The sequence below is a fragment of the Actinocrispum wychmicini genome (assembly GCF_004345645.1).
Classification (GTDB): domain Bacteria; phylum Actinomycetota; class Actinomycetes; order Mycobacteriales; family Pseudonocardiaceae; genus Kibdelosporangium; species Kibdelosporangium wychmicini.
In genome coordinates this window covers 747388-764834 of record NZ_SLWS01000004.1, presented here as the reverse complement: position 1 = coordinate 764834, position 17447 = coordinate 747388, and the positions used below count along the sequence as shown (strand labels likewise).

Here is a 17447-nt window from a genome sequence, read left to right as displayed (position 1 = left end):
CGGGGTTCATCCCTTCACCGCGCCGGCCATCAGCCCACCGGTGAGCTTGCGCCGCAAGAGCGTGAAGAAGACGATGCTGGGAATGGCGGCGAGCACGGCGCCCGCGGCGAGCGGACCGAGCGCGACCTTGCCCTCGCCGCCGATGAACATCTTCAGCGTGATGGGCAACGTGTAGTTCTCCGGCGACTGCAACAGAACGAGCGCGAAGAAGAACTCGTTCCACGACGACACGAAGCTGAACATCGCGGTCGCGACGACACCGGGAGCCAACAGCGGGAACACGATCCGGAGCAACACCGTGAACCTGCTGGCGCCGTCCATGGCGCCGGCTTCTTCGAGTTCCACCGGGATCGCGGCGACGTACCCCTGCAGCATCCACAACGCGAACGGCAGCATGTACGTCACGTGTACGAGGGTGAGCCCGGCCAGGCTGTCGGCCAACCCGATCGTCCGCAGGATCAGGAACAGCGGCAGGATCACCAGAACCACCGGGAACACCTGGCTGACCAGGATCCAGCCGACCCCGGCCGCCCGGATCTTGCCGCGCAGCCGGGCGAGCACATAGGCGGCCGGCAACGCGATCACGATCACCAGGGCGGTGGCGGCCAGCGCCACCATCAGGCTGTTCCACGCGGAGTGCACGAGTCCCTGCCGGGACAGCGCCTCGGAGTAGTTCGACCACTGCCACTGCTCCGGGAGCAGGCTCACGTGCAGCGAGTTGAGTTCCCGGGAGGACTTCACCGACGCCGAGATCAGCCACACCAACGGGAACCCGAGGAACAACAGGTACCCGAGCAGTGCCACGTACTGGGCTGCGCGCTTCACGGTTCAGCCCTTCCGCTCGTGCCGGAACTGTGCCCGCAGGTACAGCGCCAGCAGGAACACGACGACGATCACCAGCACGACTCCCATCGCCGCCGCGTAGCCGATGTTGCGGTTCTTGAACGCCTCCAGGTACGTGAACAGCACCGGGACCATGGTCCGGCCGCCCGGCCCGCCCTCGGTGAGTACGTAGACCAGGGCGAACGAGTTGAAGTTCCAGATGAAGTTCAACGACGTGATCGAGCCGACGATCGGCCGCAGGCTCGGCCACGTCACGGCGGTGAACCGCCGCCACGCGCCGGCGCCGTCCATCGACGCGGCCTCGTGCAGCTCGGCCGGGATCTGCTGCAGTCCGGCCAGCAGCGTGACGGTCGTCTGCGGCATCCCGACCCAGATCCCGACCAGGATCACCGCGGGCAGCGCGGTCGAGAAGTCGCCGAGCCAGTTCGTGTCGTCCGGCAGGCCGACGCTGCCGAGGAAGGCGTTGAGCGGGCCGCCGTTGGCCGAGTAGATCATCTGCCACATGATCGCCACGACCACGGGCGGCATCGCCCACGGGATCAGCGCGAGCACCCGCGTCAACCCTTGCAGCCGCAGGCCCGAGTTGAGCAGCAGCGCGAGCCCCATCGACGCGGCGAGTTGCAGGATCGTGACGCCGACCGTCCAGATGAGACCGATCTTCACGGACTCCCAGAACAGACTGTTGTCCGCCAGGCGCACGAAGTTGTCCACGCCGACGAAGTTGTAGTCCGGGTTACGCACCAGCCGGGCGTCGGTGAACGCGAGCGCCAACGCGATGACGAGCGGCGCGACGCTGAGGACCAGGATCGGGATCAGCGACGGCATCACCAGCGCGATCGCCTCACGCCGCCTGGCCCGCACCATCGTGCCCTTGCGACGCGGGGCCGGTCTTGCCACTTCGGGCTTCTTGAGCACGGTCGTCATTGTCCACTCCGGACTGTGGACTCGCGAACGATCAGGGTCGGGCCGACAACGACCTGCTGGGCCTCCTGCTCGGCGCCCTCGGCGAGCCTGAGCATCAGGTCCGCGGCGGCCCGCCCGCGCTCGGTCGACCCGAGGGACACACTGGTCAGGCTCGGATAGAACACGCGCCCGATCTCGGTGTCGTCCATCCCGGTCACGGCGACGTCTTCCGGCACCCGGAGCCCCAGTTCCCGCGCGGCATGGATCACCCCGATGGCCAGCAGGTCGTTGGCGGCGACGACAGCGTCCAGTTCCCGGGTGAGCAGCCTGCGGGCCGCCACCAGCCCGGCCGCGACCGTGAAGTCCTCGGCGACTTCGGCACCCACACCCCGCACCGCCGCGTCGAAACCACGCTGACGGGCTTCACCTGGTGTGGTGTCGAGCGGACCGTTGACGAAGCCGATCCGGCCGCGGCCGATCGCCCGCAGATGACCCACCGCCTGCCCGATCCCGCCCGCGGAGTCGGTGGAGACCGAACTGATGCCGTGGTCGTCCAAGGCCCGGCCGATCACGACCACGGGCACCGGCGCCTGCTGGATCTCCCGAATCAGCCAGTCGTCGGTCCGCAGTGGACTGATCACCATGCCGTCGACGAAGCCACTGTTCAGGCTGTGCACCAACTCGACGGTCGACGTGGTGGTGTCACCGGTCGTCATGACCACCACCCGGTAGCCGTGCGGCGCCAGCACCTCGTGAATCGCTCGCATCATCTCGACGTACACCGGGTTGCCGATGTCCGCCACCGCGAACGCGACCTGAAAGGTCTTCTTCATCCGCAGCGACCGGCCGACCGCGTCCACGCTGTACCCCAACTCGGCCGCGGCGGCCCGGACCCGCTCGACCATCTCCCTGCTGGCCCCGGTGCCGTGCAAGGCCCGGGAGGTCGACGCCAGCGACACCCCGGCCCGCTCCGCCACCTGGGACAACGTGGCACGTGTCGACGTCATCGTCGCGGCTCCGCATCGGTCGTGATCAAGCTGGAAACGATTCCAACGTACCCCTAGCGACACTGGAAACGATTCCAACGGTTGTGTCCGCGGATCATGACACCACTGGGCCGAGCATGTCAACATCGCCGCAGGTCACACGGTGTGTAACCACCCGAACACGCCGTTACCCGAGCCTCGACCCGAGGTCTGCTGCCCCCAATCCCCCCCCCCCCCGGCGACCTGCGCGACCGACTTTCCGGTCTCGGCCACGATGCGCACCGCACCCGCCGGAAACTCCCGGTCAAAACCAGCGTCTTGTCTCTCCCACGACCTGATCATCTCGCTTAATTCAGGTCTGCACGCGACAAGGAGAAGCACAAACCCACATCACACCTAACCTCGTCACCCCACACATCCCACCTCGCCGCGCTCGTTGCGCGAACAACTCCAGCTTCGGCCTTGGACTGCAACGCTGCACAATGGAGTGCACCTCTTGCCCTGAATGATATTCTCGCCTTGATGGGGCCGACCTAGCCCATGAGATCTGCAATGCGTAGACTGAATCTGGGATTTACTTCTGGCGATTCATGTGAAAAGTGGTCAGGGCGCACCCCCAGCGCGCCCTGACCAGGAGAAGTATCTGAACTACCTACGCCTCATGCCCCTCACACTCCCCACACTCCATCATCTTGCCGCCCATGGCCATCGCTGCCAACCGAAGCAGGGCATTCCCCAGATGCATTGCTTCGGTTGGCGCGCACTGCAGCAAGACGTCGCCTGAAGGCCGCTTTCCAATGACCATCCGCGGAACATTGTCTCCCACCTGCTGTTCCAAGTAGACCTCCAGCTCCTTGGGAAGCACGATCGGTACGGTCGTGCCATTGCCTCCGTCCATCATCACCACCACTGGCACCTCCATCGACAATCGCACAAAACACATCCACGCACTGGACAGGTGTTCCGGACAATCTGGATGATCGCCGTCACACCAAACTGGACACGGTTCCTCGGCCCAAGACACCAGAACCTTGGTGTCCGCAACAGGCGGTTCGACAACGGGCAAGGTCAAGGTCTCCGTCATTGTACTTCTGCCTCTCATGTCACTGTTTCAACATCTTGCATCTGCCAGCAATCCTGAGCCAGATCCGCAACCACTCACTGGCCCGTACCCATGCCAGGTCGGCCAGCTCCAGATTGTGTTCGTAGCCGCCTGCCGACACTTCCGCCCACCGGCATGCCCGGAACAACGCCACCCGGCACAGTTGCTCAGCACCAACCGCTGCCAACACTTCGGCAGCCCGCACCCGCACCTCATAGGCTTCCTGGATGTAGGCCGCTTCACGGTTTGGCTGGGAACCGACCGACAGCATGGCAACCTCACCGCCGCCGAGCTCGGCCCTGACGCCGCCACCGCCACACTGCGAACCGCTGACCAATCCCAGATTTCGCCCACAGCCAGCGGACCAGGACAGCGGACCACAACCCCACGGCCAAGGAGATCAGGAGGCAGAAGGGGAGGTCAGACAAGGGCGACGAGACACTCGTTGGCGTCAGCTGGCCAGCGAACACACTTGGCATGACGGCAGCTCCTACGCGCGGACGACAGGTGGGTTGACGGCACCCGCCCCGAACTGACAGGCAGCCAGATTGAGGCTGCGGACGTCAGCGCTTTCTGGCCTGCTCATCCAGAGCATTCCCGCGGCGAGCGCTTGGCTTTGAGCTTTGCCAGCCGGTTGGTTGCGGGGAATGACCTGGCGTTGGCGCGAAAGGACGTAGTGTTGACCTTGCTTCAGCGCGTTACGCTCCAAGTACCTGCTTCGCAGCCCGAGGGGATGGTGATGTTGATGGCCGCCGTTGGTCAATGGACGGGCGCTGAAACCAAGGCGCTACGCCTGGCTATGCGCCTCAGCATCCGCGACTTCGCCCACCGACTCGACGTCGCGCCGCGGACGGTGGCTCGCTGGGAGGCCCGGGGCACCACCCTGATCTTGTCGCATGATAGCCAGGGGCTGGTCGATACCGTATTCGCCCGAGTATCGGCCGAGGTACAGGAGCGCTTCTCCGTCGAGTTGGAAGCAGCGAACCCTGTTGCAAGTGAGGCTCTTGTCCCGGTCTCTACTGACGCGGATGCCACGGTCCAGCTGCCAGTAGTCATCGATGGCCGCTTCCTGCTCGTACCCCTTGATGACGTCGACATGACGGCCGGTGGACTTGAGGCCTTACTTGGCGACGCTACGGGCATGAGGCTGGTGGAGCATTCCATTGCTGCCGAGGCGGACACCATGAACCCACTGGATCGCCGGGCCTTCTTGAAGGCTGGCTTTGGGTTTGCTGCGTGGTCCGCCCTGAACCCGGACGAGCAGGCACATGTCGCTGCGGCACTCGAAACACCCAGTCGGAGCGTTGATCACTCAGTGATCGGCTACTTCGAGCGACAGCTCCATACCTACATGGCCGATGACGGCACGCAGGGACCAGCCAAGACGCTGCCGGCTGCGCTGGGGTTGGTGGCAGCAGTCGAACAGAGCGCACGGGACGTTGACCCAGAGCTGCGCCGCCAACTGCTGGCCGTTGGGTCACGCATCGCCGAGTTCGTCGGCTGGTTGTACCGGGATGTGCACGATCCCTTGAAAGCTGGCTTCTGGCGAGACCAGGCAACTGAGTGGGCACAGGAAGCCGGTGACCCAGCCATGCAGGGCTACATCCTGCTCAAGAAGGCCCAGGCCGCCTACGACGAACGCGACGCCTTGCGCATGCTGACTTTGGCCCAAGCCGTACGCACCGGGCCATGGCGGTTGCCAATGCGCGTTCAGGCTGATGCTGCGCAGCAAGAAGCTCGCGGCTATGCCATGCTCGGCCAGAACCAAGCGCTTGTTGAGCGAACCCTGGATCAAGCCCAGCAGCTGCTTGCTGACGCTCCGGATGCAGCCGACGACGAGGGCGAGCAGCTCGGTGCGCACTACAACGCCACGCTGCTTCGAATGCAGATGGCCATCTGCCATACCGAAGCGGGCCAGCCGCAGCGTGCTGCTGAGCTGTACCAGCAGTGGCTCCAGAACGAGCAGTTCTCGACTCGCGACTACGGCTACTTCTCAGCACTCATGGCCTCGGCGTTGGCATTGGGCGGCGAACCGGACGAAGCGGCACGTGTCGGTCTGGTTGCTTGGCCGCTGGCAGCGGAGACTAACTCCGGACGCACCACGGCAGAACTACAGAAAGTGCTGGAGACCTTGCAGCCATGGCAAGGGCGGGTGGCTGTGCGGGAGTTGCGGGAAGTCATGTCCACACAACAGTCTCAAAGACCAAGCTGCCAACGAATGCCGCACTAAGGCCTTAAGTACGTGTCTTGCTGGTGATCCACTCCGCGACGGTGCGGATCACAAACGCTTGCCACGCCTGGCTTTGCGGGTCCACATAGGTCGGATCGTTACGGATGGCGAAGCCATGTTGGGCTCCTTTGATCTCGACCAGCTTGTGCTCGCACCTCAACTGAGAAGCAGCTGCGCGTGAAGAGTCCACGGGGATGAAGGTGTCCTTGGTGCCGTGGATGATCAAAGTCCGCGCCTGGATCTCGCCGAGCACCGTATCCGGCTGGAGCCAGAAGACCTCGTTGAGGAGCGCTCGGCCAAGCTTGAACGTCGGCGAGTGCGCCACATACCCCTGCTCAGCCAGCTCCTTGCCTGCGGCTTGGTCGATCCGGTTGTCGTGCCAATACGGCTTGTCGTCAATGAAGCGCTTCTTGTAGTTCAACAGCGGGTTGCCCAGCACCAAGTGGTCGACCAACTCCGGACGCTTCGCCGCGAAGTAGCCACAGATGCCGCCAGCGAAGCTGACACCGAAGAGACTGACAGCGGTGGCACCGGTCGTTTCCCGCACGTGCTCGATGGCGGCCTGGATGTCGTTGAGGACCGCCGAGAGCGTCAGGTCCTCCTGGCGGCCCTCACTTTCACCGTGTCCGCGAAGGTCGAAGCGTAGCGAGGCTACACCTGCCTCGCCCACACCATCGGCTAGACGACGGAAGAAGCCGGCTTCCTCACGAGTCACGCCCCCGCCGTGCACGAGGACCAGGGCCTGATCCGTCCTGTTCTCCGGACTGGTGACCGTGCCGACGAGCTGCAAGCCATCGTAGGTGCGGAAGACTGTGGTGGTGCTTCGAAGGGGCACTGGTGCTCCTGTCATCAGCTGGGGAGTTCGGAATCAAGATGTCAGATAGCCGAGTAGCTGCGTATCTATCCCAATCGACGGAAAGAATCTGCTGAGCCGGACTTTAGCTCAACCCGCCGGTTGACACCATTGACACCGACACAGAAGCGTCTGAACCTGGTTCCAAATCGATCGAAACCTCAGTGTCTGGCGTCGCATTTTCTGGAATCTTGGGCCACCTCTTGACGCACACACTCGCCATCACACGTCGAACTACCCCGAGCGTGTACGCTTCATTGCCCAGTGTTACCACCAGGGGTGACTGGAGCCACATATTTCGTACTTCTCTCTCCATGCCGAGCCGACGAATATTCGGTGACGAGAGACCTTCGACCGTCGTATGAAAGCTGGTCTCAGACCATTGGTGCGTGACTACCTTGTTGGTGAGGTACGCGTGGGCAACGTTAAGGGATCGCATTTCTTCGCTGGAGAGTCCTTGCGGGACCGCGAAGTAGACACCACTAACGTGCTGAATGTCGGCGAGTAGGCGCAAGAGACTGGCCATGTCGGAGAACTCATCAGCCTCAGACGCTGGGATCTCAATAGGTGGCCCGGCCTCATGCCCGTTCAATACGATGGTCATGTGCCGCCCGGGCCGCATCTGTCCGAGAAAATGCACTGTTGGCAACAGCACGCCAGGCAGACAGTTTTCCGGCTGATGAAAATTGTAGTGTACGTTGAGGCGCCTTGTGGGAACGTCGAAGCGAGTTGTCACGTTCATGACGCACGTAAGGTCGACAAACTTCAGCTCTCCGCCGCGAAGTCCAGCAGTGCTCTCCGTGCTCCTCAGTGGAATCTGTGCAATTACCAATCCATCTGCATCTTGGATGCGGAGCACTGCATGGAGCTGTTCCGCGGCCATGTTGATGGCGGCACCAAGTTGTAGCCCACCCGTTTCGTAATTGCTGCTGACCGCCAGCGGCACGTCGAACTTGAGGTCCTTTATGTATCCGCCGGGTACAGTTGCTGGCGTACCATAGTTGAAGGCATCTTCAAACGTCTGGGCAGCTTTCTTACCTTCCTCGGTATCGGGAAATTCGAACGCACCACCCAGAGTGATAGCGCGATCCTTTTCGACTCCGCGATAGAACGGCGTAACCGTTATATTTACCGAGCCGTCCGGATGGATACCGAAGCCGAACTCATAGTGCGGATCGAGTTCGTTCAACTGATCTTTAAGCGCCCGCACTCGCTCCACGAGTTCGGGCACGCCCCTCGTCAGTGCAGCTTTCTCATCGTTAACTTGCTTGAGCAGGTCGTAGATAACCTCTTTACTACCCTCCAAATAGTAGCGCGGGAGGTTGGGGTGTGCGGCCATGTGGTCGTCAAGCCAAGTCTTACCTCGCCAAATACACGGGAACGAGTACTCGGCCTTGAGGTCGTTGAACCATTGCAGTTCACCGTCGGTATGGTCAATCGGGACGACCAGATACCAGGCGACCGGATTGCGAGCTGCCGCCCGCTTGAGTGAACGTGCAATTTGGGCGCGCTGACTCCTTCCAACACGCCCGACGAAACGCTTGAGCTCAAAGATCTCAAGTCCGGTTGGCAGCGGAAGCTGCACGTCCCTGCCGCCGTCGCCGCCAGCACCGTCAATTCGCTGCGCCTCTGGGTGAAGGCGGCTGATGAGCACACTGATCATGTCTTCATAGACAGATGACCCGAGGCGCTCGTCTGTCCAGTCAACCCTGTTCTTCATTGGCTCCTCGAGTGTTACTGGCAAAACTTGACGTTTGTCCTACAATCGGCTCATACTCTGTCACACCCGATGCGCGGCACTATCAACTGTGGAGTAGTATGCATGCTTCCTGCATGTGACGATGCATCGCGTGGTCTGAAAACGAGCCGGAGGCGCCTGAAGCGCCGAGCAGCACTCAGCCCGGTCACCATGACAGTAACCGTGCTGATACCAGCTGAACGGCTATGACGTCTCAGGCAACCTGAACGTCTGGTGGATGAAGCGGGCGAGGCGTGGGTTCAAACTGAATCCGCTCACCCCGGGTTCCGGAGATCTTCAAGACCTACCAACCTGGGCTTGGGGTCTTTAAGACCAGCCGCCTGGATGGCTCGGTCGCTGGTGAGGTCGATCGCGATCCGCACCAGGCGGGCTATCGACGGGTCGTTGACGCCGGATCGCCAGGCGATCGCGAGGGTGTACGGGCTGGCGTCGCGCACTGGGCGGTAGGCGATGTCGGGGCGGCGGTTGCGGTCGGCGAGGGAGGTGGGGATGAGGGCGACCGCCTGGCCGAGTGCGACGGTTTCCAGGAGCTGTGCGCTGTCGCGGACCAGGGGTCCATTGGGGACGATCGTCGGCGACAGCACCCGGTCCATTCCCGCCCAGTAGTCGCGCATTGCCGCAGGAGTGCCGGGTGGGCATTGCGGGGTGGGTAGGCCGATGAGGTCCTGGCAGATCAGGGTGGTCCGGCGGGCGAGGGGGTGATCCGCGGGGAGGGCGGCGACCCGGGGTTCGGTGATCATTGGTTCGAGATCCAGTCCGGTGTGGTCGTCGGGTGAGCCGACCAGGGCCACGTCAGACCGGCCGGTGCGCACCAGGTTCGCCTGTTCTCCGTAGCCGCTGACCACGGTTTCGATGGTCAGCGGTTCGGGCAACTCGGCACAGGCGGCGGTGATCTGGCGCAGCAGGTCCGTGGCCACGCCCGGTTTCGCGGTCACGACCAGAGTGGGAGTCGGTTGGGCTGCTCGACGGGTGCGTAGTGCGGCGGCGGACACCGCGTCGAGCACGCGGTCGGCTTCCTGGAGCAGGACCTGGCCGGCGGTGGTCAACGTCACGCGCCCGCCGTCACGGTCGAAGAGTTGGGCGTCGAGCCGTCGTTCGAGTTGCCTGATCGCCCGGGACAGGGGTGGCTGGGCCATCCCCAGGACCTCGGCGGCTCGGGTGAAGTTGAGCTGCTCGGCGACCGCGTGGAAATACCGCAGTTCCCGCACCTCGATATCGGCCATACCCGCAGGGTATCGGGCCGGACCGGATCGATCCTTCTCCAGCGGCGGATCCGGGCGGTTCAGTGGCGGTGTGAAACGCGGGCGTCAGACCGAGCGAGTACTGAAAGGACAATCACCTTGAGCCACAAGCAGACCGTCCAGGACTTTCTCCATCTGGCCTTCAACGAGAAGCAGCCGGAGGCCGCGGTCGAGAAGTATCTGGGCGAGCCCTACACCCAACACAACCCCAGCGTGCCCGACGGCCGGGCAGGCGCAGTCGTCGCGCTGACTGGATTCGTCCGGCAGTTCCCCGAGCTCAGTCTCGAAATTCGTCGGGTCGTCGCGGAGGGGGACCTGGTTGTCACGCACAGCCTGATGAAGCTCTCGCCGACCGACCGCGGCAGTGCCGTCGCCGACGTCTTCCGCCTCGACGGCGACCGGATCGTCGAACACTGGGACGTGCTGCAGCAGGTCCCGGAGTCGTCGGCGAACGGCAACGCGATGGTCTGAGCGCGGAACGATGTGGACACGGTGTCCACATCGTTCTATCCTTCCGCCATGCCCGACACACAACCGCCCTTGGCGCCCGGCCGGTTTCCGGTGACGGCCAAGTGGTCGTACCTGAACAACGCCGGTATGGGCCCCATTGCCACCCCCACAATGGAAGCCGTCACCCAACGGTCGCGGGAACTGGCTGACGACGGCGAACTCGCTTGGGGAGTACACAGCGAGGCCGTCGAACAGGCGCGCGTTCGAGGCGCACAGTTGATGGGCGTGCCCAGTCGGGACGTCGCTTTCGTCAAGAACACGACCGAAGGCGTCGCTTTCGTGGCGAACGGGTTGGCGTGGCGGCCAGGTGACCGCGTCGTGGTGGTGAACCGTGACTTCCCGTCAACGTTGTATCCGTGGACCGCGTTACAGGCCAAGGGGGTTCAGGTCGATCTGGTCGAACCCGTCGGGGTCGAGGAACGGGTGTCCATCGACTCGTTGGCCGAGGTGATCAGGACCGGACCCGCGCCGAAAGTCGTCGCGGTCAGCTGGATCCAGTTCCGGCGGGGATGGCGGATCGACCTGCCGGCGCTGGCGGAGCTGTGCCGTGACGTGGGGGCGTTGTTGTGCGCGGACGTGATTCAGGGGTTGGGTGTCCTGCCGGTGGAGCTGGACCGGTGGGGTATCGACTTCGCCATGGCGGACGGGCACAAATGGCTGCTCGGCCCGCAGGGAAGTGGATTGTTCTACGTCCGCGCGGACCGCCGGGATCTGCTGACGCCGCTGGAGCCGGGGTGGAACTCCATGCGGCACCGCGAGGAATGGGACAACCTCACGTTCGACTACGACGACAGCGCCCGCAGGTTCGAAGGCGGAATGCCCAACATCGCCGGCATCAGCGGCCTGGGCACGTCCATCGGCATGCTCCTGGAAGCCGGCCCCGAGGCCATTTGGGCGCACGTGCGGAACCTGCTGGACCACGCCTGCGAAGGCCTGGAACGACTCGGCGCGGAACTCATCTCGGATCGTTCCGCCGGGCACCGCTCCCCCATCCTGAGCTTCCGGATCCCCGGCCAGGACCCGAACCGGCTGTACGAGACGCTCAAAACCCGGAGCATCGTCTGCGGATCCCGGGGCAACGCCCTACGGATCTCCCCGCACGGATACAACTCGGTGGAGGAGATCGACAACCTGCTGGACGCACTGCGGGATGTGACGCCCCAAGAGGCGATCCCAGCCGCCTCTTAGGGCAGTGCATTGTGACGGGCCGACAGATTTGGGACGAACCTATGCTCAAGGACGGAGGCCACGATGCGATCACTCGACAACCGAGACACCGACACTGACCTGGCCGGCGAGCCGTCCGCCGGGCAGGCCGGACCGCCGGTCCGTGATCACACCGGACTGCTCGCCCTGCAGACCACCGCGGGCAACCAGGCGGTCGGGCGGGCGCTCATGGTGCGACGCGAGCCGAACCAGTCGACCGTGCCGGCCGATCCCAACGCCGATCCGCCGCAGCTGGCCCGGGTGAAGAAGCTCAACGAGTACATCAAGTACGACCCGAGCGGGCCCCGCGAGCCGGGCGCGGGCGGCGAACGGCTGTTCGACTTCATCCACCAGAACCGCTCGCACACCGCCGAGATGGAGGCGGACTACCAGAAGGAGTTCAGCACCACGGTCAAGGCGGACCTGTTCGGCCGTGGAGTGCCGGACGGGGTGCGGGGCTGGGCGTACTGGCGGTTCGGCGAGCTGCGGCCGGCCGACAAGCTGTTCTTCACGCTCTACGGCACCGACTTCGACCTGGAGACGATGCGTCGGGTGCTGCTGGGGATGAAGGACAAGACCGAGGAGGCCGACGCGATCTTCGTGTCGGAGTACCAGGAGCACTTCGCCGGGATCACCGCGATCACGTTGCCCAACAAGAAGACCTCGCTGATCGCCGGCATCCTGGACAGCAAGTGGCTGAAGAAGAAGGCCACCAGTATCGAGATCAACGCGCTGCTGGCGTTCGGCGAGTTCCGGCCGGTGGACCAGATGGACGCGGCCATGCACACCGGGACCGTCTCGGCGGACTGGGAAGGGGTCCTCGGGGTGGTGCAGAAGACGTCCGACAAACCCGGGCTGTGCAAGGACTTCGAGACCTACTACCCAGGCGACTACGCGTTCTGGCTGGGGATGTCGTTCCCCGGCGACGCCACCGACGTGACCGACCTCAGCCTGCTGAACAACAAGCACGAGTTCCTCGCCCGGATGCTGCTGACCAAGGGCGAGATCGGCCTGAACGAGCGGGTCAAGCTGGCGCTCAAGTTCAAGGACGACATGTCGATCGTCTACAACTGGATCATGGGGATGTCCCCGGAGGAGAAGAAGACCGTCCGAGTGACCCAGATCAACAACGAGTACCTGCAGGAGATGGACGCGGACGACCGGGAACGGCTCAGGGCGCTGCTCGCCGAGAACCCGACCGCGGTCCAGCGCCTGCAGGCGGCCGGCGCCGACGACAGCACCAAGATCCTGAAAGTGCTGCACGAGGCCGTCGGTGACGACCGGAAGATGTTCGCCGACGCGTACACCGCCGGGCTCCAGGCCGTCGGCGACCCGTTCATCGACCTGCTGGTCAGGAAACTCGGCGGCGACTTCGGCGGCGTGCAGACCATCCTGACCGGCACCCTGGACCAGCGGCTGCGGCTGGCCATGCAGGGCATGACCGACGACGAGGACTACGTGTTCAACCTGCTCGAGAAGCACGCCACCACGCCGGAGCGGGTGGACATCCTCAAGCAGGACCCGAAGGACGCGGCCACCCTGAACGGCTTGATGCGCAACAAGCTCAGCGCCAAGGAGTACGCGAAGGCGCTGCGGATGCTGCTGACCGGCGCCGAAGGCATGGACCCGGTCGAACGCGCGAAGCTGACGCTCAACTACTCCAAGGAGGAGCAAGAGGCGACGGGCATGCTCGACGGCAGCCTGAACGTGTACGACGCGTTCAAGGACGAGCAGCGCGAACTGCGTTGGGCGGTCCAGGACGCGCCGACGAACATGTCACCCGGCCCAGAGGACGCGGCGAAGCTGAACGCGCTGAGCAGCGGCGTGGTCGCGTCGGCCGAGTCGATGATCAGGACCAGGGACACCCTGAACGACTACGCCGCCCAGGCCATCGGCCTGGCGGTCGGCTCGATCATCGCGTACTTCACCGCGGGTGCCGGCGTGGCCGCGATCGCCGAGCTGCTGCCGATCTTCGAGAGCGTGGCGGTGCGGGTCGGCGTGTCCGCGGTCGCCCGTGGCATGGCCAGGGTCGGCGTGCAGCGGTTCACGAAGGGCTCCAGCTTCGACGTCTTCGGCAACGACGGCGCGAACGCCTTCGCGGTGGGTGCGATCGACGGGATCGTCGAAGTGGTCGCGCCGTCGGTGATCAGGGGTCTGGTCTCCAAGGAGTACCAGGACGCGATGGTGATGCAGGGACGCAAGGCGGCCGAGGCGGTCTGGGAGGGCCAGAAGGCCCTGCACATCAAGACGGCGCTGATCGAAGGCGCGTCCACCGAGGGGTTCTCCAGCATGGTCGAAGCGGTCGGCTCGGACGACACCTGGCGCAACGGCCTCTCCGACGGCGTGATGACCACGCTGGCGAAGGGCGCGCAGGGTGGTGCAATCGCCGCGGTCGGGTTCGCCGGGATCGAGGTGGCGTCCCCGTATCTCACGAAAGCGATCGCCAAGGTCCAGAAACTGGTCAGCTCCGGCGTCCCCGCCGACGTGGCCAAGGGCCTGATCGAGAAGGAGGGCACCTGGGTCGCCGCCCGCACCGGCCGGAAGTCCGTGGTGCCGGACGTGAACACCCAGGCGCTGGACGAAGCCGACATCATCGCCGAACTGAAGGCGAAGAACGTCCCCGACGTCGACCACGCGATGCGCCTGATCCGCGACGAACGGAAGTTCATCAAGGAGTACAACGAGATGCGCAAGGCCCACAACTTCCCGGTCTGGGACAACATGTACGCCCAGCCGCCGGGTGAGCTGCTGGTCGACTCGCTACCGACCGAGGCACCCAGCCACTGACATGCGCTCTCGTGTCCGACGCGGCGGACACGAGAGCGCACAGTCGCTAGAACAGGGTCGCTAGAACAGGAACGCCTGGAACTCGGCGATCCGGACGGTCTGCGCCACGGTGGGGTTGCCTGTGGTGCAGTCGCTGTTCGACCGTGGGTCGTTGTGCTGTTGACCGGCGTACGCGGGCGTGCCCGTGCACTGGTTGCTCAGCACGCGGACCATCAGGTTTGTCGCGAATGTCGGCGGGATCCGGAACGACCGCATGGTCAGGTCCGGTGCGACCGGCCGCGGTATGTCCGCGGGGAACGCGTCGGCCGGACTGGTGTAGACGTGCCGGTACTCCGCCGGATCCTCGCACTTCTTGCCGAACGCCGTGTTGCAGGACAGGATCTCGAACTGCCGCAGCGCGGTGAACCTGTTCTGCCCGCCGACGTCGGCGTCGCCGGCGATCGCGGGCCGCAGCAAGGCACTCACCTGCACCCGGTTCACCAGGTGGGGCCGGTCGCCGGCGAGTTGGATCCGGACGTTCTTCCCGGCGACAGGCGAGCCGACGGACGCCCAGTCGGTCGCCTCGGTGCCGTCGATCAGCTTGTCCAGGTTGACGCCGTCACCTGTGGCCGTGGCACCCATACTCTTCGCCGCGAAGTTGCGGAACATCAACGGCTGCAACCGTTCCCTGTCGCCCGCGTGGATCGTGCGCCGGATCCGGACGCTGCCGAAGCCGTCCGAGGCGACCGTGAAGTCGTATGTTCCCGGCGCGATCTGCAGGGTGTCGGGCAGTGGCGTGGCCGGATCGGTGTCGGCCACCGCACGGGATCTGGCCTCGTAGTCGCCCACGTACAGCCGGGCCGGGCCGGGGGTGACCAGCCGGACGGTCACGTTCTTGGCGAACGGGGACGCGAAGCTCGGGATCGGCGCGAGGTCGTTCGTCCCCTTGCTCGTGGCATCCTTGCCCAGGCCGTGCTGGGCGAAGGCGTTCCACAGCTCGGGCACGTCCGCGCCGCCGAACCGGACGTCGTTGGCCGCGAGGATGGCGTCCCGCATGTCGACGAAGCTGACCGCGCCGGCCGCGTTCAGCAGCAACGCGTCGAACGTCTGCTGCACCCAGCGCCGGTTGCCCGGACAGCGGTCGACCGGCCGCTGGCCGTCGGCGCACTGCCGCTGGATCGCCGGGGTGGCGAGGCCGTACTTGTCGACCATCGCCTGGCGCACGGCGAAGCTGGTGGCGTTCCAGATCTCGCCGTCCGCGTGCACTTCCGGCCCGGTCAGGTCGAACGAGAAGTCGCTGTAGTTGAGCGGGTTGCGGCTGATGTCGTAGTCACGGATGCCCACACGCTTGTTGCCCGTGACGTACCCGCCGGTGACGAACGGTGTGTCGCCGGCCGCGCGGAAGCCGTACTCGTACAGGTACTCCATGGAGAACAGGTCGGACGTCGACTCGTTCATCGAGTTCGCCTGCTGGCCGACCCACCCGCTGTTCGGGCCGGCGATCATCCGGCCGCTGATCGCGTGGCTGTACTCGTGCGCGATGACGGACATGTCGTAGTCGCCGTCCACACAAGGCGCGTAGAAACCGCCGGGTGTGGGCTCCCACAGGTACATGTTCGTGGTCGGCGGGACGCCGTCGGGCGGCGTGGCCTGGTTGGCGTTGTTGCGTGACGGGAACGCCGGCGGCGCCCCACCGGCGCGGCCACCGGACTGGGCCTGGCCGCGTTCGGCGTCGCCGCCCAGCCCGCTGTGGGTGCCGTTGGCGACCTGCATGTTCCAGGTCTCCTCGGTGAACCCGAGGCGGTACGACCAGTCGTGCATCCGGTTGTGCATGGCGAACAGGTTCGCCAGGGCCGCGTCGATGTCGTTCTGCTGCGGGCTGGCGAACACCGCCGGGTCGCACTTCGAGTTGAACCACTGGTTGGTCCACGGGTACACGTAGTCACGCGTCGGCGAGGTGGTCGACGTACGCGTCCCCGCGGTGCCGCCGGCCAGGTCGTCCCACTTCTCGGTGCCGCGCTCGGAATTGCCGGCCGACGTCAGGCTTGGCACCCCTGCGACGGTGTCCCACGCGGAGCCGTCATTGGCGGCGCTGACCGCGCGCTCGCATCCGGGCGCCTGGACGAAGCACCACTTCACCCGGGTGTCGCGGGACGAATGGTTGGTGGGCGGGTTCGACGGGAACGCGGCCCAGTCCGGGTTGGCGGTCTTGCCAGGGTCGCTGTCATTGTCCACGATGCTTTCGCGATACAGCAGCTTGCCCGTCCGGGCGTCCACATAGCTGGTGTATCCCTCGGTGTCGCCGACCGTGACCACCTGGTACGCCGCTCGCGGCGCCGCGTCGGGCATCGGCACCGCGCCCAACTGCACGTTCGTGGTCGTCAACGCCTGCACGGACAGGTTGGCGTCGGACGCGGCCGAGGCCAGGGCGTCGTTCGGGGAGATCGTCGCCGGCTGTGGCTCGCTGTGCTGCGGGCTGAGGGTGGAGGTCAGGAACCGGACGGCGCCGTCGCGGATGCCGAACGCGGCCAGCCCGTCGAGAACGGGCGGCATCGACCCGAACCGCTGCCGCAGCATCACGTACGAGCCCTGCCCCATCGGGCGGCTGACCAGCACGTCCATGCCGTCGATGGCGGCCTGGTCGAGGCCGAACGTGTCCTTGTTGTCGCTCAGGAAACCGCGGGCGGTCGCCACCGGATCGGCCGCGGCCAGGCGGCGCTGTGCGTCTGCCCGAGGCACAAGCGTCGCGGGTGTGCCGTACCGGTTCCATCGGACGGTCGTGCTGCCCCCGTCGGCGAGCGTCCGTTGCCGGTCGGTGGGTTGTGCTGTCGCGCCTCGGTTGTCGACGCTGTGGTTGTCAACATCGGCCTGGACCTCGGGCTGCGCCGACGCCGTGGCTGCGGTTGTCCATTGTAGACCGAACATCAGGGCCGCGGCCGCCCCGAGGGCCGCGGCTCTTCGGAGAGCTAGTCTGCGCATCTGGCGCACCTCTCTCGAATCCGTATCAGACGCAGCCCAGCCTTCCCGTCCGGGTAGTCCCCAGGTAGG

At 65.1% G+C, this 17447-nt stretch carries 13 protein-coding genes; 4 read left to right on the top strand and 9 right to left on the bottom strand.

The features are described 5' to 3' along the window. Positions 1–6: 6 nt before the first annotated feature. From EV192_RS21450 to EV192_RS21430, 5 genes are all read right to left on the bottom strand, one after another. A complete protein-coding gene (locus EV192_RS21450; RefSeq protein WP_132117988.1) occupies positions 7–825 on the bottom strand; it encodes a carbohydrate ABC transporter permease in 819 nt (272 codons plus the stop codon). Between the two features lie 3 nt (positions 826–828). Further along, complete coding sequence (locus EV192_RS21445; RefSeq protein ID WP_132117986.1) at positions 829–1767, bottom strand: carbohydrate ABC transporter permease; 939 nt, start codon at positions 1765–1767, stop codon at positions 829–831. Next, positions 1764–2753 (bottom strand): LacI family DNA-binding transcriptional regulator, encoded by a 990-nt coding sequence (locus EV192_RS21440; RefSeq protein WP_132117984.1) that lies wholly within the window; start codon positions 2751–2753, stop codon positions 1764–1766. Before EV192_RS21440 ends, EV192_RS21445 begins: the two co-directional genes overlap by 4 nt. A gap of 631 nt (positions 2754–3384) precedes the next feature. After that, positions 3385–3816, bottom strand: coding sequence for a hypothetical protein (locus EV192_RS21435; RefSeq protein ID WP_132117982.1), 432 nt, complete (start codon positions 3814–3816; stop codon positions 3385–3387). A 19-nt stretch (positions 3817–3835) separates the two neighbouring features. After that, complete coding sequence (locus EV192_RS21430; RefSeq protein WP_132117980.1) at positions 3836–4105, bottom strand: hypothetical protein; 270 nt, start codon at positions 4103–4105, stop codon at positions 3836–3838. Between the two features lie 408 nt (positions 4106–4513). Between EV192_RS21430 and EV192_RS21425 the strand changes: the two genes are divergently transcribed. Continuing rightward, positions 4514–6064: a helix-turn-helix domain-containing protein gene (locus tag EV192_RS21425; RefSeq protein ID WP_132117978.1), complete on the top strand. Its 1551-nt coding sequence runs from the start codon at positions 4514–4516 to the stop codon at positions 6062–6064. 4 nt (positions 6065–6068) lie between these two features. Here the strand turns inward: EV192_RS21425 and EV192_RS21420 are convergent, their stop codons facing one another. The 3 genes from EV192_RS21420 to EV192_RS21410 form a co-directional block, all read right to left on the bottom strand. Then, positions 6069–6899 carry an alpha/beta hydrolase gene (locus EV192_RS21420; RefSeq protein ID WP_243726975.1) on the bottom strand — a complete coding sequence of 277 codons (831 nt, stop codon included), beginning with the start codon at positions 6897–6899 and terminating at the stop codon, positions 6069–6071. Positions 6900–7002: 103 nt separating this feature from the next. Continuing rightward, positions 7003–8637, bottom strand: a complete 1635-nt coding sequence (locus EV192_RS21415; protein ID WP_132117974.1) for a hypothetical protein — start codon at positions 8635–8637, stop codon at positions 7003–7005. A 293-nt stretch (positions 8638–8930) separates the two neighbouring features. Then, positions 8931–9899: a LysR family transcriptional regulator gene (locus EV192_RS21410; RefSeq protein ID WP_132117972.1), complete on the bottom strand. Its 969-nt coding sequence runs from the start codon at positions 9897–9899 to the stop codon at positions 8931–8933. 117 nt (positions 9900–10016) lie between these two features. On the opposite strand from EV192_RS21410, the gene EV192_RS21405 reads away from it, so the two are divergent. The 3 genes from EV192_RS21405 to EV192_RS21395 all read left to right on the top strand — a co-directional run bounded on the left by EV192_RS21405 (position 10017) and on the right by EV192_RS21395 (position 14420). Beyond that, positions 10017–10388 carry a nuclear transport factor 2 family protein gene (locus tag EV192_RS21405; RefSeq protein ID WP_243726974.1) on the top strand — a complete coding sequence of 124 codons (372 nt, stop codon included), beginning with the start codon at positions 10017–10019 and terminating at the stop codon, positions 10386–10388. Positions 10389–10436: 48 nt separating this feature from the next. Further along, a complete protein-coding gene (locus tag EV192_RS21400) occupies positions 10437–11615 on the top strand; it encodes an aminotransferase class V-fold PLP-dependent enzyme (RefSeq protein ID WP_132117970.1) in 1179 nt (392 codons plus the stop codon). A gap of 63 nt (positions 11616–11678) precedes the next feature. Beyond that, complete coding sequence (locus tag EV192_RS21395; protein WP_132117968.1) at positions 11679–14420, top strand: hypothetical protein; 2742 nt, start codon at positions 11679–11681, stop codon at positions 14418–14420. Positions 14421–14480: 60 nt separating this feature from the next. On the opposite strand, the gene EV192_RS21390 is transcribed toward EV192_RS21395, so the two are convergent. After that, a complete protein-coding gene (locus EV192_RS21390) occupies positions 14481–17378 on the bottom strand; it encodes a M36 family metallopeptidase (protein ID WP_132117966.1) in 2898 nt (965 codons plus the stop codon). Positions 17379–17447: the final 69 nt, after the last annotated feature.

Coding starts and splice junctions, on each gene's coding strand:
- EV192_RS21445 (WP_132117986.1), bottom strand. CDS start 1,767: ATGACGACCGTGCTCAAGAAGCCCGAAGTGGCAAGACCGGCCCCGCGT.
- EV192_RS21440 (WP_132117984.1), bottom strand. CDS start 2,753: ATGACGTCGACACGTGCCACGTTGTCCCAGGTGGCGGAGCGGGCCGGG.
- EV192_RS21435 (WP_132117982.1), bottom strand. CDS start 3,816: ATGACGGAGACCTTGACCTTGCCCGTTGTCGAACCGCCTGTTGCGGAC.
- EV192_RS21430 (WP_132117980.1), bottom strand. CDS start 4,105: ATGCTGTCGGTCGGTTCCCAGCCAAACCGTGAAGCGGCCTACATCCAG.
- EV192_RS21415 (WP_132117974.1), bottom strand. CDS start 8,637: ATGAAGAACAGGGTTGACTGGACAGACGAGCGCCTCGGGTCATCTGTC.
- EV192_RS21410 (WP_132117972.1), bottom strand. CDS start 9,899: ATGGCCGATATCGAGGTGCGGGAACTGCGGTATTTCCACGCGGTCGCC.
- EV192_RS21400 (WP_132117970.1), top strand. CDS start 10,437: ATGCCCGACACACAACCGCCCTTGGCGCCCGGCCGGTTTCCGGTGACG.
- EV192_RS21395 (WP_132117968.1), top strand. CDS start 11,679: ATGCGATCACTCGACAACCGAGACACCGACACTGACCTGGCCGGCGAG.
- EV192_RS21390 (WP_132117966.1), bottom strand. CDS start 17,378: ATGCGCAGACTAGCTCTCCGAAGAGCCGCGGCCCTCGGGGCGGCCGCG.